At 70.7% G+C, this 14,534-nt stretch carries 7 protein-coding genes and 1 pseudogene; 3 read left to right on the top strand and 5 right to left on the bottom strand.

The features are described 5' to 3' along the window. Positions 1-18: 18 nt before the first annotated feature. From OG948_RS42165 to OG948_RS42155, 3 genes are all read right to left on the bottom strand, one after another. Positions 19-5,223 carry a caspase family protein gene (locus tag OG948_RS42165; protein WP_331770270.1) on the bottom strand — a complete coding sequence of 1,735 codons (5,205 nt, stop codon included), beginning with the start codon at positions 5,221-5,223 and terminating at the stop codon, positions 19-21. Positions 5,224-5,263: 40 nt separating this feature from the next. Then, positions 5,264-6,130 carry a hypothetical protein gene (locus OG948_RS42160; protein ID WP_331770269.1) on the bottom strand — a complete coding sequence of 289 codons (867 nt, stop codon included), beginning with the start codon at positions 6,128-6,130 and terminating at the stop codon, positions 5,264-5,266. 166 nt (positions 6,131-6,296) lie between these two features. Next, the gene (locus OG948_RS42155) at positions 6,297-7,493 is read right to left on the bottom strand and encodes an FAD-dependent oxidoreductase (protein ID WP_331770268.1); all 1,197 of its coding nucleotides are present in this window, start codon (positions 7,491-7,493) and stop codon (positions 6,297-6,299) included. Positions 7,494-7,597: 104 nt separating this feature from the next. On the opposite strand from OG948_RS42155, the gene OG948_RS42150 reads away from it, so the two are divergent. Further along, entirely contained in the window at positions 7,598-8,251 is a 654-nt protein-coding gene (locus OG948_RS42150) for a TetR/AcrR family transcriptional regulator (RefSeq protein ID WP_331773483.1), read from the top strand. A 4-nt stretch (positions 8,252-8,255) separates the two neighbouring features. Further along, a pseudogene (locus OG948_RS42145) lies at positions 8,256-8,540 on the top strand (hypothetical protein); the annotation flags it as partial. A gap of 432 nt (positions 8,541-8,972) precedes the next feature. Here the strand turns inward: OG948_RS42145 and OG948_RS42140 are convergent. Beyond that, positions 8,973-9,410, bottom strand: coding sequence for a Fur family transcriptional regulator (locus OG948_RS42140; RefSeq protein WP_331770267.1), 438 nt, complete (start codon positions 9,408-9,410; stop codon positions 8,973-8,975). 576 nt (positions 9,411-9,986) lie between these two features. Here OG948_RS42140 and katG point away from each other — a divergent pair. Beyond that, on the top strand, positions 9,987-12,218 hold the full coding sequence (gene katG / locus OG948_RS42135; protein WP_331770266.1) for a catalase/peroxidase HPI: 2,232 nt from the start codon (positions 9,987-9,989) through the stop codon (positions 12,216-12,218). A 95-nt stretch (positions 12,219-12,313) separates the two neighbouring features. Here the strand turns inward: katG and OG948_RS42130 are convergent, their stop codons facing one another. Continuing rightward, positions 12,314-14,182 (bottom strand): hypothetical protein, encoded by a 1,869-nt coding sequence (locus OG948_RS42130; protein ID WP_331770265.1) that lies wholly within the window; start codon positions 14,180-14,182, stop codon positions 12,314-12,316. Positions 14,183-14,534: the final 352 nt, after the last annotated feature.

Below are 14,534 nucleotides of genomic sequence, written 5' to 3'. Positions count from 1 at the left end.
CGACCGTCGCGCACAGTGCTACGTGGTCAGTACAACCACCCCGCTTTGCGTCGCCACCACCACGTCGCCGTCGGGGGATACGGCCAAATCATTGCAACCGTCCGGGAGTTCGATGGTGAGATCGCGCACGCCCCGGGGGCCGAGAAGGTGGAGTGCGGTGATGGTCGTGATCGCGATCCGAGATCGGCTCCCGGGAAAGGCGCGCAGGGCGACCACGTTGGTGTCCGGAAGGGTGGTCTCCCACAGCGGTTCCGGAGCTCTCGGCGAGCGGAGCCGGCGGCCGGCGTAGAGGCGATCGAAGAGCCGGGGCAAGTCCCATGCCGTCACCCGCCCCTTTGCGTCGGCGATGATCAGCGTGGACGGTTCGTCCTCGGGTGTGGCCACGGCGTGACCGACGTAGGAATTGCTGCCCTTGCCGATCACCGTGACCATCGGACGGTGGGTGAGGTCGTACAGAAGCACGCGGTTGTCATACGTGCCGATGAGCGCGCACGGCCCTCGCGGCCCGCGGATGAGGGCGATCAACGTGCTCGCGTAGTGCGGGAGTTCGAAGTCCTCCCTGGCTCCGTCGGCCAGGTCGAGGAGGGAGAGTCGAGCCCAGACGGCCAGGTTCGAGGCGACCACCGCGGGACATCCCGTGACATGGGTCGTGTCGAAGTCGAAGTCACCGACATCGAGCAGGAGTCGCCCCGTCGCCTCGTCGGCCTCCGTGAAGGGACGCCAGACACGGACGTCGACACCCGAGTGCATCGATACCAGGAAGGTCTCGTCGCCGACGCGGGCCGCGGCGAGTTTGCGGACGGGACCGCCCTGGGTCCAGATCGGGTTGCGCAGTGGTCGACCCGTCCGCAGATCCCAGAGGTGCAGGGTGTCACGCCCCTCGGCTCCCGCGACGACGTGGTTCTGCTTCGAGTCGAAGACGGTCACTGCCGTGACGGTGTCCGGTGCCTGGGTCAGCCGCTCGGTGCGGCCCGTGGACAGATCGTGGCAGCGCAACACGCCCGTGTGGTCGCCGGTTCCGACGGTGGGTGAACCGTCGAGTGCGGTGATCGCGGTCAGGATGTGCGCCGTTGGGATCGGTTTCCTCGGGACCAGACCGGTCGATTCGACGGTCCACTGTTCCAGCGCCCGCCGCGTGCCGACGGCGGTGAGGACGGAGCGGCCGCGGACCTGGGCAACGCAGGCCGCCCAGTACCACGAGCCTTCGCTGCACACCGGTGCGCCGACCGCTCGCCCGGACTGCACGTCCCAGAGCCGAAGCAGGCCGTCGGTGCTCCCGGTCACGACCAGGCCGGGGTCGAGTGGTACGGGGACAACCGACTGGACCCATCCGGGATGGGCACGGGGCAGGGTATGGCACCGCGTGCGCGTTGCCGGGTCCCACACGGCCACGCCGCCGTCGTGGGTGCCGACGACCAGGCGCTCGGCTCCCGGTTCGCCGAGCAGGGCAAGGGCGGTCGGCATGTCGGCGGACTCGGGAAGATCGAACACGAGCGCGCCCGTGTGGGGATCGATCGCGCGGATCGAGCCCCGTACACCGCCGATGACGGCCAGGGTTCGCGATGCGAAGATGCCGATCGTGGCACAACGCAGTTGCTGGTCCGGGAAGCCGCGGTGGGCCGCGCGTTCCCTGTGGCCGCCGTCCCAGAGCCGGAGCCAGGCATCCTCGCCGATGCTGATGACATGGATCGGATCGGCATCGCCGACGGCGTCACCGGCCTCCGCGTTGCCGTCGAGGGGGGCGACCTCCAGGACCGGGCCGCGGTGCGCTTCGCGGCTCGCGCTCGGCCCGTGCGGTGACGCGCGGTCCTGGAAGGTGACGATGCCACTCCTGTGTCCGGCGACGATGTCTCGGGTGCCGGGGATCGCCGCGACGCAGGTGACCGGATCATGGGGTGGGACGACCGCCCCGGCTATCGACTTGCCGGTGGTCAACTCCCATGCATGGGTGCCCCATCCGCCCGCGATCACGGTCGGGGTTTCGTCGAGTTCCGTCGTGACGACGTGGTTGTAGCCGTACCCTCGGATGATCGGCAGCGTCTGATTGTTCGTCAGGTCATAGCGGAGGATGCCCTCCCCGGGAGCGGCGGCCGTCAGGATCCAACGATCCGCGACGGCGTGCACGGCGAGCGATCCGATCGTGCTCGTACTGGTCATGAGGAGACCGTGCGCCGTGGCTGCCTCGTCGAAGACGCCGAGTCTTCGCGAACACACCGTGCCGTCGAGGGCTGCGGATATCACCGTCATCGCATGCGATTCCAACGGGCAGACCGCAAGGTCGGAGATCGCCGCCGTATGGCGGGGCGCTGCCTCCTGCACCGACGGGGCACCACCCTGTACATCGGCATAGCAGACTCTCCCGTCCGCGGTCCCGACGACGACGACCTCGTTGCCGTCGGGTGTGCGGGCCGCGACGCACGCGGTGATCGAGCCAAACGTGCCTGCCTCGAACACACGCGTCCGTCTACGCGTCAGCGCGGGGACCAGGTGGAGTTCACCCCGGTCGTCCCACACCGCGATCCGTGGAACACGGGTGCGTATGAACCGCATACCTCGAACCCGATCGCGTGAGGCCGGCTCATGCGGCGAGTCGCGTGATCCCAGACCCAAGTGTCGATTGACGAGCACCGTGTTCGTGTCCAGGTCCACGACGGACAGCCGCCCCGTGTTCGTGACGGCGGCCAGCAACGTTCTGTCGCCGATTCGGGCCACATCGGTTTCCACGACCCAGCCCGAATAGTCGTTCTTCCGCCACAACTCCGGAGTCTCCAAGCCGATCCCGGTTCTGGCGTCCCAGCGCTGGACGTGGTGCCACAGTTCCGGACGCCCGGATCCGGCCACCACCCGCAGTCTTTCGAGCACCTGGTTCTCGTGGGCGAAGAACCCGTGCCGCGCGGGCTCGTGGTTCCATCGGGCCCAGCGCACCCGCCAGGGCATCGCGATGCCCAGTTCCGCGATGGCGTCCACGAGAGCGCCGACGCCCAGACAGTGCGCCGCGAGGTTCAGGTACGCGAGGCGTTCGTCGATGGGTGACCCACGATCACGCAGTCGGTGTGCAACGCGCCGATAGGCCCGGGTTACCGCCCGGTCATCGTCCGTCGCCGACGCCGCGACGAGCTGGTCGACGTCGGCGTGCAGTAGGAACGCGGGGTCGCACATGACGTCCGGGAGCCGGCCCGCGCGTTGGGCGTGGATCGCGAGATAGACGCGGGCGTAGGGATGGGAACGTGCCCAGCCGCCGCGACGGCGCGTGTGGTCGAGCAGAAAGTCGGTGAATCGAAGGTGGATGGCGATCTCGTGACCGTTCTCGCGCAGATGCTCGACCAGGGCCCGGTGAAAGACGCGGTAGACGGAACGGCCGTCCTCGGTGGACTCGACGAAGTACGAGCCGGCCGCGTCGCGGAGCCACACCAGGTCGTCGTCGCCGTACACCGTTCCGCTCAAGCGGGTGGCCAGCGGTGCCCACACGTCTTCCTGGGGAAGTCCGGCGCCTTGCGCAAAGGCGAGCGGGATGAGCAGTTCGCGGGCCTTGCGGGCCAGGGTGCCGAGCCGCTTGTCCAGGTCTTGGCGCATCGCCTCGCCGGGCAGTCGGGGCAGCCCTTCGCGCCAGTCGGGATCGTGCGGATCGGGCGGCAGTTCGTCGATCGCGGACAGCGTGAGGGCGGTGATGCGGGCGACGAGGAAGGAACGTCCCGCGGCTTCGGCGACGGCGTCCGCGACACCGTCCACGTAGGCGTTGTCGCGTTCGGGGTAGTGACTGGCGGGTGCCCCGTCCACGAGCAGGCGTCGCGCGTACGCCCGGACACTCGCCGGGTCGGCGTAGTCGGCGTCGTCCAGGTCGAGGATGCGCGGTGCCGCACCGAGCCAGGGCAACACATGCGGACGCGTTCCGAGTAACAACCGTACCGGAAAGGTGAATTGGGACTCGATGAACGGTCGCAGCAAGGACTGGGCCAAGCGTTGCGGATCCTGGGCCTCGTCCACGGCGTCGATCAGCACGACGATCGGCGTCGAGCGCGCTTCGAGGGCAGCGAGCAGCCGACCGAGGCTACCCGCGGTGACGCCGGCGGCGGCCGCGATGGAGGCCAGAACCTGATCCACCGTCCGGTAACTCGCTTGTACGGCGACGGTGATGGCGCCGACGGGCGGGAATGCCTCGTCGGGTAGCCCGAGTTCGGGCACGCCCGGTAGGCGCCGCGAGTCGGCGAGCGCCGCCAACAGCCCGAGCACCGCGGATTTTCCGGATCCCGGTGCGCCGGTGACCACGCATGCCCGCTGGGTACGGGGATCGGCGAGCCAGGACACGACATCGGCGAGTATGCGATGCCTGCCGACGAATCGCCACACTTCGTCGCCCGGTCCGTCGGCACCGCGCGCACGGGGCAGGAAGTGCGTGCGCATCTCCTCCTCGCGGAGCATGCGTTCGCGCCGGGCCTCGGCGACGAGTCGGTCGATCTCGCCGACCGGCAGGCCGGCGGCCCAGGGTCGGTAGCGGGGATTGCGCAGGAACGCGGGCAGCCGGCCCGCCGCTCCGGTGGCGAACCAGTGGACCTGCTGCCAGGTCGGGATCTCCGTGTCGTGTTGGAGCACTCCCAAGACCGCGTCGATGGGCATGACCTCGAGGGCATACCCGGCCGTCGCCAGGTTGTCGACCGCACGGACGAGCGCACTGCTGAAGGCCCCGGCCCGAGCGCGCTCGGCGGGGCGGGCCGCCATGACCACTACGAGGGCGGGTTCGTCGTCGCGACCGAGTCGGTTCTGCCACGTCCCGTGTTCGGCGGGCGAGAGGAGCTGGTAACCACCTGCGCCGGAATGACAGGTGTCCAGGATCAGCAGCAGACGGCGTACGCCGGTCTCCTCCAGCATGATCCGGCCCAGTTCCGAGGTGCGAATGCCGGAGAACGCGATGTCGTCGGGGTCGGTGTCGGTGGTGATCAAGACGTGGTCGCCGGTGCCGTCGAGCAGTTCGCCGTGTCCGACTACGTACACCACGACGTAGTCGGCGGCGTCTCGGCTAGGATCGCGAGCGAAGCGGCGCAACTCGGTGCGGATGTCGGCGGCCGTCGGGTTCGGCCCGAGGATCGGCACATGCCGATACCCGAAGCGGTCGACGAACAGGTCGTGCACGCGACGCAGGTCTTCCGCCACCGTGGGGCGATCCCACTCGCGGGCCCGGAGGTGGCTCGAGGTGCCGATGGTAATGAGAAGGCGGGTCTCCGCCATGACGTCACCGGCCGGGGCGACGTCCTCCTGCGGCGACGGTCTACCGCCCACGTAGGCCCCGGGCGATCGCCGTGCCGGTGGCGGCGTCGGACAGGTACGCGGTGCTGTCGTGCGCATGCGAGCCGTTGGAAACCACCATTGAGGCGAGGTCGGGTCCGAACAACGGACCGAGGTCCTTGACCGAGGCGACCGCGTCGCCTCGGTCCACGATGTTGGTCCAGGCCAGGTCCGGACCGCCGGGCCACGTGCCTCGGCCGGCCACGGGTGCGGGGTCGAGGCGGTCGAAGACCAGTCGGGGCAGACCCAGCGGCGAGCCGAGGGTGACGAACGCGCGGACGGTGTGCCCCGGGTGGGCGGCGAGTGCTTCGTACGCGACCACCGAGCCGAGGGAGTGCGCGACGACGACCTCGGTGTCGTCGTCGACGAGCGCCTCGACACGGGCCCGGGCCGCGCATCGGATGTCGTGGTCGGTGAGGTACGAGCGGGTCTGCCGAAGATCCGCGATGAGGGCGCGCATGGCCAGGCCCGCGAAGAACCGCGACCGCAGCAGTGCGAGCAGCCCGGCCTGTACCGACCGGGGTACCCGCGCCAACGTGTCCATCGCGTCCGGCGGCACCACACCGGGGTCGCTGTCGGCGGCCGCGCTCCACCACGCGATCAGGAGGTCGGTCTCCAGGCCCGGCGCGAGGTCGGCCGGACGAAGTGGTGGATCGCCGGGGCTCAGCACCTCGGCGTGCGGTCGGAACAGGTCACCATAGAAGGCGACGGCGATGTCCTCGTCGTGCAGTTTCCCGGTGTGGCCGGCGCGCGTGAGTCCATCCCGCAGCGCCGGAACCCAGTCACGGTGCAACTGTCTTTCCCCGAGCAGTTGTTTGCCGATCCCGTGGACACACACGACGCGAGCCATGGTTCCCCCCGATGGTGTTCGCCGGAATCCACCATAGGCGCCCGGATCGCGTTCCGGTGGCCTCTTGGCAACACGCCCGGGTCACACCGGACACAGCACGTTTTCTGGTGGGTCGGGCGTGTGGCGGGAAGGTGAGCCGGGCCGGGTGGTGGGTCGACGGGCGCGGTCAGGTGGTGGGTTGGGGGAGGTGGCCGCAGTCGTGGGTGTGGAGCCAGGAGGTGGCTCGGGCGTGGAAGAGGGGGAATGCCATCGGCATCACCAGGTCGCGGATGCGTCGGGCGAGGGGGCCGGCGGTCTTGGCGTCGCGGTTGGCGGAGGCCGACTTGACCATCTTGGCGACGCGGTGCGAGCGGGCGGCGTCGTATGCCGAGAGCGCGGCGGCCGGCGAGGGCTGCGCGGCCAGGGACTGGGCCAGGACCAGCGCGTCCTCCAGGGCCATCGACGCGCCCTGGCCCGCCCCGACGGGGTGTGCGGCGTCGCCGAGCAGCGCGATGCGGTCGTTGTGGCGCAGCGGGATCGCGTCGAGCCGGTGCATCAGGGTGGGGCGGTGCAGTTCGGCGGTCGCGGCGAGGATCGCGGTCGGGATGCGTTCGTGCCGGTGGAGCCCGGCCAGGCGGCCCAGCCACTCCCGGTCGGTGAGCGCGAGTTCCGGCGCGGTGGGGGAGGAGACCTGGGCCGCCCACCAGACGCGGCCGTCGGGGGCGGTGAGGTGGATGAAGGCGCCGTTGCGGGCGAACGTCATGTTGAAGGCGCCGGGTTCGAGGTCGATGCCGCGAGTCGTGCCAGGGGTGACGTCGCGGGGGATGTCCTCGGCGATGCCCGAGATGCTGTAGAGGCCGGCGTACTCGGGGGTGGGCGCGTGCGGGTCGAGCAGTGAGCGGGTGGTCGACCGGAGGCCGTCCGCACCGACAAGCAGCGACGCCCGCGCCGTGCGGCCGCCGGCGAAGACCGCCCGTACACCGCTCCCAGTGGCGACCGCGTCCACCAGGCGCTCGCCGGTGACGACGATCGCCCCGGCGGCCACGGCCTCCGCGCGCAGCGCCTCGACCAGCGCGCCGCGCATCAGGGTCACGCTGTGCAGGTCGTCGTCGCCGAGCCGACCGCGTGGGACGTCGGCCAGCAGCTTGCCCGAACTCGACCACATGCGCTGGCGTGGCACGGCGAAGCCGGCCCGCTGCACCTGCTCCAGTACGCCGAGGGAGCGCAACACCCGCAGGCCGTTGCCCGCCAGGCTCAGGAACGAGCCGACCCGGCCCGCCGGTTCGGCGTACGCCTCGTACACCGTGACGTCCAGTCCCAGCCGGCGCAGGGCTATCGCGCTCGCGGCCCCGGCCACCCCGCCGCCGATCACGATCACGTTCATGCCAACTCCTTGAATTCGGATTCAGTGAATGTCAATTCACCGAACTGGGGTTCACTATGATGACGGGCAGGCCAGACGTCAAGCCCGGGAAGGAGCGCCGGTCGATGGGCGTGCGCAAGGAGAAGGCGGCCGAGACCGAGGCGGCGCTGAAGGACGCGGCGCGGCGGCTGTTCGCCGAGCGCGGCTATCTCGACACGAAGATCACCGACATCACGCGCGAGGCCGGACGCGCCACCGGTTCCTTCTACGCCCATTTCGCGGACAAGAACGCCCTGCTCCAGGCCCTGATGCGGGACCTGAACACGCAGGCCGACACCGAGATCGGCGTGGCGGACCACCCGGCCGATCACGATCTGACCGACCCCGAGCAGTTGCGTGAGCATCTGGCCGTCACCTGGCGGGTGATCCGCGACCATCTGCCGGTGGTGGTGGCGATGATGCAGACGAGCTTCGCCGGCCCGCCCGGCGAGGGTCGCGCGTGGGCGAGCCTGGCCGAGGAGACCGGCATCCTGCGCGAGCACCTGGAGTGGCTCCGCGGGCGCGGTCATCGGCTCCCGGGCGACCCGGAGGTGGTTGCCGCGGCCATGGGCGCGATGGTCTCGATGCTCGGGTTCGCGGTGGTCACCGCGGGCGAGGACGGACCGCGGGCCGGCGACGGGGAGATCGTCGACACCCTCACCGCACTGCTCCTGCACGGCCTGGCGGGACCCGCGTCCGACGCGAGTCGACCCGCCGCCGATCGGCCCGGACGCCGGTGACGGGGTGGGCGCGCGGGTCGCGGCGCGCGTGGTTCAGGAGCCGGGAGCGGCGGCGCGGGTCAGTACGCCGATCGCGGCGGACTCGAGATCCGCCGGCGATTCGTCGAGCGAGCGCGATGTCGCGGCCGGATTCGGCACCCTGCAACACTTTCCGTTCGGCGAACCCGCCGCGCCCGACCTGCCCGAGGTGATGGTGCTCGCCACCGGCGGCGAGGGGCCCAAGATCTCCAACGCCGACATCTGGCACAGCGACGCCACCTTCCTGGCCCGGCCTCCGCCGGGCACGATGCTGCGCGCGGTGTCGCTGCCGCCGAGCGGGGGCGACACGCTGTGGGCGGACATGGCCGCGCCGAGTTCGAGGAACGCGTCGATCTCCGGGCGCTGTTCGCGGACGAGCAGGTTCGCCAACCAGGCGGCCAACACGGGGCGCCGCAGCCTGCCGATCCGGTCGGCGACGGCACGGTTCCCGGCCTTGCGGGCCCGGGCGGCGTACGCGTCACGCGCGGCGGTGAACTCGTCGGGCGAGAGCCCGTACAGCTCCTGGGCCACCGCGTCCTCGTCGACGGCTTCGGGCTCGGCGTCGGACCGCTTCGTACTCACGGCGTCCCTATTGCCGTTTCCGGCGCCCGTTCATCCCTGCCGGATCCCCGATGGCCGATCCGGGCACCGGCGGGCGGTCGTCGTGGACCGCCCTGGGACAGGAAGGAACGGTGGTCGGTGCCTACGCGCCGGAGTCCTCGCCGGCCTTCCCGGCGCACGACGGGCACAGTCCGCGGTAGGTGACCTCGACCTGGGACACCGTGAAGCCGAATCGCTGGTCCGCCGGGAGATCGGCCAGCGGGCTGCCGGTGGGGTGCACGTCGCGGACGGTTCCGCAGGAGGAGCACACCAGGTGCTGGTGCGGGTGGTGCGCGTTGGGGTCGTAGCGCTTGGCCCGGCCGTCGGTGGAGACCTCGATGACCTCACCGAGGGAGACCAGCTCGCCCAGGGCGTTGTAGACGGTCGCCCGGGAGATCTCGGGCAGCCGCTGCGCCGCGCGGGCGTGCACTTCGTCGGCCGTGAGATGCACGTGGTCGCCGTCGAGGACCTCCGCAACGACACGCCGCTGGGAGGTCAACCGCCAGCCGCGCTCTCTCAGTCGCTCCAGCAGGTCGCTCATATGGGTTCACCTATTCGGTTCGGTGGGGTAGCCCGAAGTTTACCGGTGGACGTACGGACGTCCGGATTCCGGTTGGGTATGGGTCTGGCGTACATCTTGACTTGGACTCTGTCCATCGTAGGATCGGTTCCGGCGGTAGCCAAGGGGTAGGAAGACTCCAGGACAAGGGGTACGAAAACCGCATGACGGCAGGAGACACGGACATGACGGGACCACTACCGAGCAGCCGCGCGGTGCCGGCCTGCGGGTGAGGATCGATCATGTCGCGCTGCTCCGGACCGTCGGGGATGGTGACCGCCTCGATATCGGGGCGATCGTCGTCACGATGCGTGACGGGAGTCCGTATCCGCCTTCTTCGCGTCGTCCGCGCCGAGGCTTCCCGCCGGGCCTGCCAGACTCGGCGGCCTTGCCGGCCCCACCCGACCCGTTCGACCGCGCCCCACGAGCACGGGTCCCGGTCGACGGAGCGGACGGGGCGAGGTCGACCGTCGCGAGGTCTGTACCCCGACCACTCCACCGCCCACCACCGCCCACAGCTCCTGAGCACCGCGATCAGCCTGGTCCGGAAGGGATCCCATGTCTGAGAACCATGATGCAATCGTCGTAGACGCGAAGACGGAGGGCGGAGGTGGTTGCCCGGTCGCGCACGAGCGGGCCCCGCACCCGACGCAGGGCGGCGGAAACCGCCAGTGGTGGCCGGAGCGGCTCAACCTGAAGATCCTCGCCAAGAACCCGGCCGTGGCCAATCCCTTCGGCGAGGAGTTCGACTACGCCGAGGCGTTCGACAGCCTCGACCTCGCCGCCGTGAAGCAGGACATCGCGCAGGTGCTGACGACCTCGCAGGACTGGTGGCCGGCCGACTTCGGCAACTACGGCCCGCTGATGATCCGGATGGCCTGGCACAGCGCCGGCACCTACCGGATCAGCGACGGCCGCGGCGGCGCCGGGGCCGGTCAGCAGCGCTTCGCCCCGCTCAACAGTTGGCCGGACAACGCGAGCCTGGACAAGGCCCGCCGGCTGCTGTGGCCGGTCAAGCAGAAGTACGGCCGGAGCCTGTCGTGGGCCGACCTGATGGTCCTCACCGGCAACGTCGCCCTGGAGTCGATGGGCTTCGAGACCTTCGGCTTCGGCGGCGGTCGGGTCGACGTCTGGGAGCCCGACGAGGACGTCTACTGGGGCCCGGAGACCACCTGGCTCGGCGACGAGCGCTACACCGGTGACCGGGACCTGGAGAACCCCCTCGGCGCGGTGCAGATGGGCCTGATCTACGTCAACCCCGAGGGCCCGAACGGCACCCCGGACCCGCTGGCCGCGGCCCGCGACATCCGTGAGACGTTCCGCCGGATGGCGATGAACGACGAGGAGACGGTCGCCCTGATCGCGGGCGGTCACACCTTCGGCAAGACGCACGGCGCGGGCCCGGCGGACAGCGTCGGCCCCGACCCCGAGGCGTCGCCGCTGGAGCAGCAGGGCCTCGGTTGGAAGAGCAGCTTCGGTACCGGCGCGGGTGGCGACGCGATCACCAGCGGCCTCGAGGGCATCTGGACCAACACCCCCACGACGTGGGACAACAGTTTCTTCGAGATTCTGTTCGGCCACGAGTGGGAGCTGTTCAAGAGCCCGGCCGGCGCGCACCAGTGGCGGCCGAAGGACGGCGGCGGCGCCGGCACCGTCCCGGACGCGCACGACCCGTCGAAGAGCCACGCGCCGACCATGCTGACGACCGACCTCTCGCTCCGGATCGACCCGGCCTACGAGCAGATCTCGCGGCGCTTCCTGGAGAACCCCGCCGAGTTCGCGGACGCCTTCGCGCGGGCGTGGTTCAAGCTGACGCACCGCGACATGGGTCCGGTCGCGCGTTACCTCGGTCCCGAGGTCCCCGGCGAGACGCTGCTGTGGCAGGACCCGCTTCCGGCGGTCACGCACGAGCTCGTCGACGCCGAGGACGTCGCGTCGCTCAAGAGCCGGGTCCTGGAGTCGGGCCTGTCGGTGTCCCAGCTCGTGTCCGCCGCGTGGGCGTCCGCCTCGTCCTTCCGCGGCAGCGACAAGCGGGGCGGCGCCAACGGTGCGCGGGTTCGCCTCCAGCCGCAGATCGGGTGGGAGGCCAACGACCCGGACGAGCTGGCGACGGTGCTGCGCGCGCTGGAAGGCATCCAGGAGGCGTTCAACGCCGATCGCACCGACGGCAAGCGGATCTCGCTCGCCGACCTGATCGTGCTCGCCGGTGCCACAGCCGTCGAGCGGGCCGCCAAGGACGCCGGGTTCGACGTCGAGGTGCCCTTCACGGCGGGCCGGGTGGACGCGGCGCAGGAGCAGACCGACGTGGAGTCGTTCAGCGCGCTGGAGCCCACCGCCGACGGCTTCCGCAACTACCTCGGCAAGGGCAACCGGCTGCCGGCCGAGTACCTGCTGATCGACCGGGCGAACCTGCTCACCCTGAGCGCCCCCGAGACGACGGTCCTCGTCGGTGGCCTGCGCGTGCTGGGCGCGAACCACCAGCAGTCGTCGGTGGGCGTGTTCACCGCGACCCCCGGTTCGTTGACCAACGACTTCTTCGTCAACCTGCTCGACCTGGGCACGACGTGGAAGGCGACGTCCGAGGACGCGAGCACGTTCGAGGGTCGCGACGCGGCCACGGGCGAGCTCAAGTGGACCGGCAGCCGGGTCGACCTCCTGTTCGGGTCGAACTCCGAACTGCGCGCGCTGGCCGAGGTCTACGCGAGCGACGACGCGAAGAAGAAGTTCGTCGACGACTTCGTCGCGGCGTGGGTCAAGGTGTCGAACCTGGACCGGTTCGACATCGCGTGATCGTCACGTCCGGGTCGGCCCCGTATGGGCCGACCCGGACGTGTGTCGGCCCGGGGTGACGAGCGGGTTCCGCTCGGCGGATCACCCGGACCGGCTCACGGGGTGTTGCGCCCGCAGAACTTCCTTTCGGCCGCGAACGGATCGGCCGGGATGGTGAGGTGGGTGCGTCGCCAGGAGCCCTTCAGGTTGTCCAGGAAGCGGCCGGCGGTCATCGGCGCGCGCGTGGACGCGGCGAGTTCGGCGAGTTCGCCGCAACCCAGCGCGTGCCGCGCGGCCGTGACCTGTTCGGGGGTGACCGGCTCCGGGCGGGCGAAATTGCCGGAGGGATTCACCGGCGCCGCCGGGTCCGCGTACGCCGCCAGGAGCCACGCGTTGCTCAGCGGTTTCGAATGCCCCGGCTTGGTCAGCGGAAGCTCGAACCGCGCCCCGATCGGATTCACCAGGCCCCAGTAGTCCACCAGCCGCACGTCCGCGGGTGACAACGCGCCGGCGGTGCCGAGGTAGACACCGATGACCGCGACCCGCGCCGGGATGTCCTCGCGCAGCGGCACCGTGATGATGTCGCCTTCCAGGCGCGACCCGTAGTAGATCAACGACCGGCGGCCGGAGGCGAGTTCGGCATCCACGGCGGCTTTGGTCAGCGGGTGGGTGCGCAGGAAGTCGCGGGCCGAGGTGGGGTGCGACGAGCCGGTGAAGCTCGCGTAGTAGGCGCGCTCGTCGCCGACCATCGATGTGGGCGAGGGGCTGTAGCGCAGCAGGATCCCGCTGATCGGGGACCATACGGCCAGAGCGAGGGCGGGTGCCGCCAGGGCCCTGGACAGCGGCAGTACGGCGACCGGCAGGAGCAGCAGGAACAGGATCGGTACGAGCATGCGCGCGTGCATGTAGTCGCCGCCGACTTTGACCACGTAGCCGAACAGGATCGCGGCGGCGGCCGGCGGGGCGAGGACGACGATCGTGTCGCCGCGTCGCTCGTGGATGCCGCGCAGCGCGTACCCGGCGCCGATCACGATCGCCGACAGCGGGACCCAGAGCAGGTAGGGACCGGTGAAGTCGGTGACGTACGCCCAGCCGCGCTCCCACAACGACCCGTCGGCGCCCTTGGTGAGCGCCGGCATCGGGAAGACGATGCCGTAGTAGCCCATCCGGAAGATCTGGTACGCCGTCGGTACGGCGGCCGCGACGCCCGCGAGGGCGAACGTCCCGCGGATCGTGGGTCGTCGGATGAACCACAGCGCGAGCAGGAACACGACGGTGACGACCGCCGCCTCCGGGCGGACCAGTGGGCCGAGGCCGATGACCGCCGCCGTGACGAGCGCTCGGCGACGGGAACCGCCGGCGCGCAGCCGAACCAGCAGCCACCACGAGCCGGCCGTCCAGCACATGTTCAGGCCGGTTTCCAGGCCGGACGTCGCGTACTCCCACATCGGCCGCAGACCGAGCGGGATCAGGATCCCGAACGGGACCAACAGGCTCTCGGTGCGGCTGCGGCTACCGGCGCGGCCGGCCCCGGTGTGCAGCCGTCGCGCGCCGTCCACGGCGAACAGCACGGCGGCGCAGGTCAGGAACAACCCGAGCATCCACGACAGGGCCGTGGTGTCGCTGCGGCGCAGGACGAACCCGAACAGCGCGAGCAGCCATTGCCACAACGTGCTCGTCGAGGCCTCGGCGCGCTCGCCGGGACTGGAGACGGGACCGTTGCCGGCCAGGATCTCGCGGACCGCGCGGGTGAAGATCAGCGCGTCGTCGCACACCCAGCGGGCGTGATAGCCGAGGACACCGATCGCCAGCGCCGCGACCGGGGCGAGCGAGCGGTTCCAACGCGGCCGAATCCCGGGTGTCTCGGCGGCGGGCGTTTCGGGTTCGTGCTCCGCCGCGCCTTCGCGCTCGTGCGCTCCTCTCGGGTTTCGGCTCCCTTCGGGTCTCGCGGTGGACGCGGGCTCGCGGGCGGCGACTGGGGTCATTCGGGCTCACTCACCTATGGATCTCGGGTCGGGGTCGCGGGAACGGCGTTGCCGGGTTCGGGGCATGGCGACATGGCGGCTCGGCCGCCGACGCCGGACGGGGTGTATGGGGAGTGTGACGGCATGCCGGCAGAGCCCCTGGCTCGGCGGCGGGCGCGCGTTTGTGGGTGGGGCCGGGTTGTCCCGGGAGGCGCGACACCTGCGCGACGCGGCCTCGCTTGGGGAACGCGATGAACCCGGCGGGCCGTTACACCCGCTCGGGCAACGCGCCCCGACAACATCCGAACGACCGGGTCGGGAACGGCCCGTAGGCGGCGCGCGGGAGGGGGACGGATCCCTCGGCCGCGATGTC

The organism is Embleya sp. NBC_00888, from assembly GCF_045207655.1.
Classification (GTDB): Bacteria; Actinomycetota; Actinomycetes; order Streptomycetales; family Streptomycetaceae; genus Embleya.
This window is presented reverse-complemented; position numbering and strand designations above follow the sequence as displayed.

What these genes read in the sequence shown, in the direction of transcription:
- OG948_RS42165 (WP_331770270.1), bottom strand. Translation starts at nt 5,223, where the DNA reads ATGGCGGAGACCCGCCTTCTCATTACCATCGGCACCTCGAGCCACCTC.
- OG948_RS42160 (WP_331770269.1), bottom strand. Translation starts at nt 6,130, where the DNA reads ATGGCTCGCGTCGTGTGTGTCCACGGGATCGGCAAACAACTGCTCGGG.
- OG948_RS42155 (WP_331770268.1), bottom strand. Translation starts at nt 7,493, where the DNA reads ATGAACGTGATCGTGATCGGCGGCGGGGTGGCCGGGGCCGCGAGCGCG.
- OG948_RS42150 (WP_331773483.1), top strand. Translation starts at nt 7,598, where the DNA reads ATGGGCGTGCGCAAGGAGAAGGCGGCCGAGACCGAGGCGGCGCTGAAG.
- OG948_RS42140 (WP_331770267.1), bottom strand. Translation starts at nt 9,410, where the DNA reads ATGAGCGACCTGCTGGAGCGACTGAGAGAGCGCGGCTGGCGGTTGACC.
- katG (WP_331770266.1), top strand. Translation starts at nt 9,987, where the DNA reads ATGTCTGAGAACCATGATGCAATCGTCGTAGACGCGAAGACGGAGGGC.
- OG948_RS42130 (WP_331770265.1), bottom strand. Translation starts at nt 14,182, where the DNA reads ATGACCCCAGTCGCCGCCCGCGAGCCCGCGTCCACCGCGAGACCCGAA.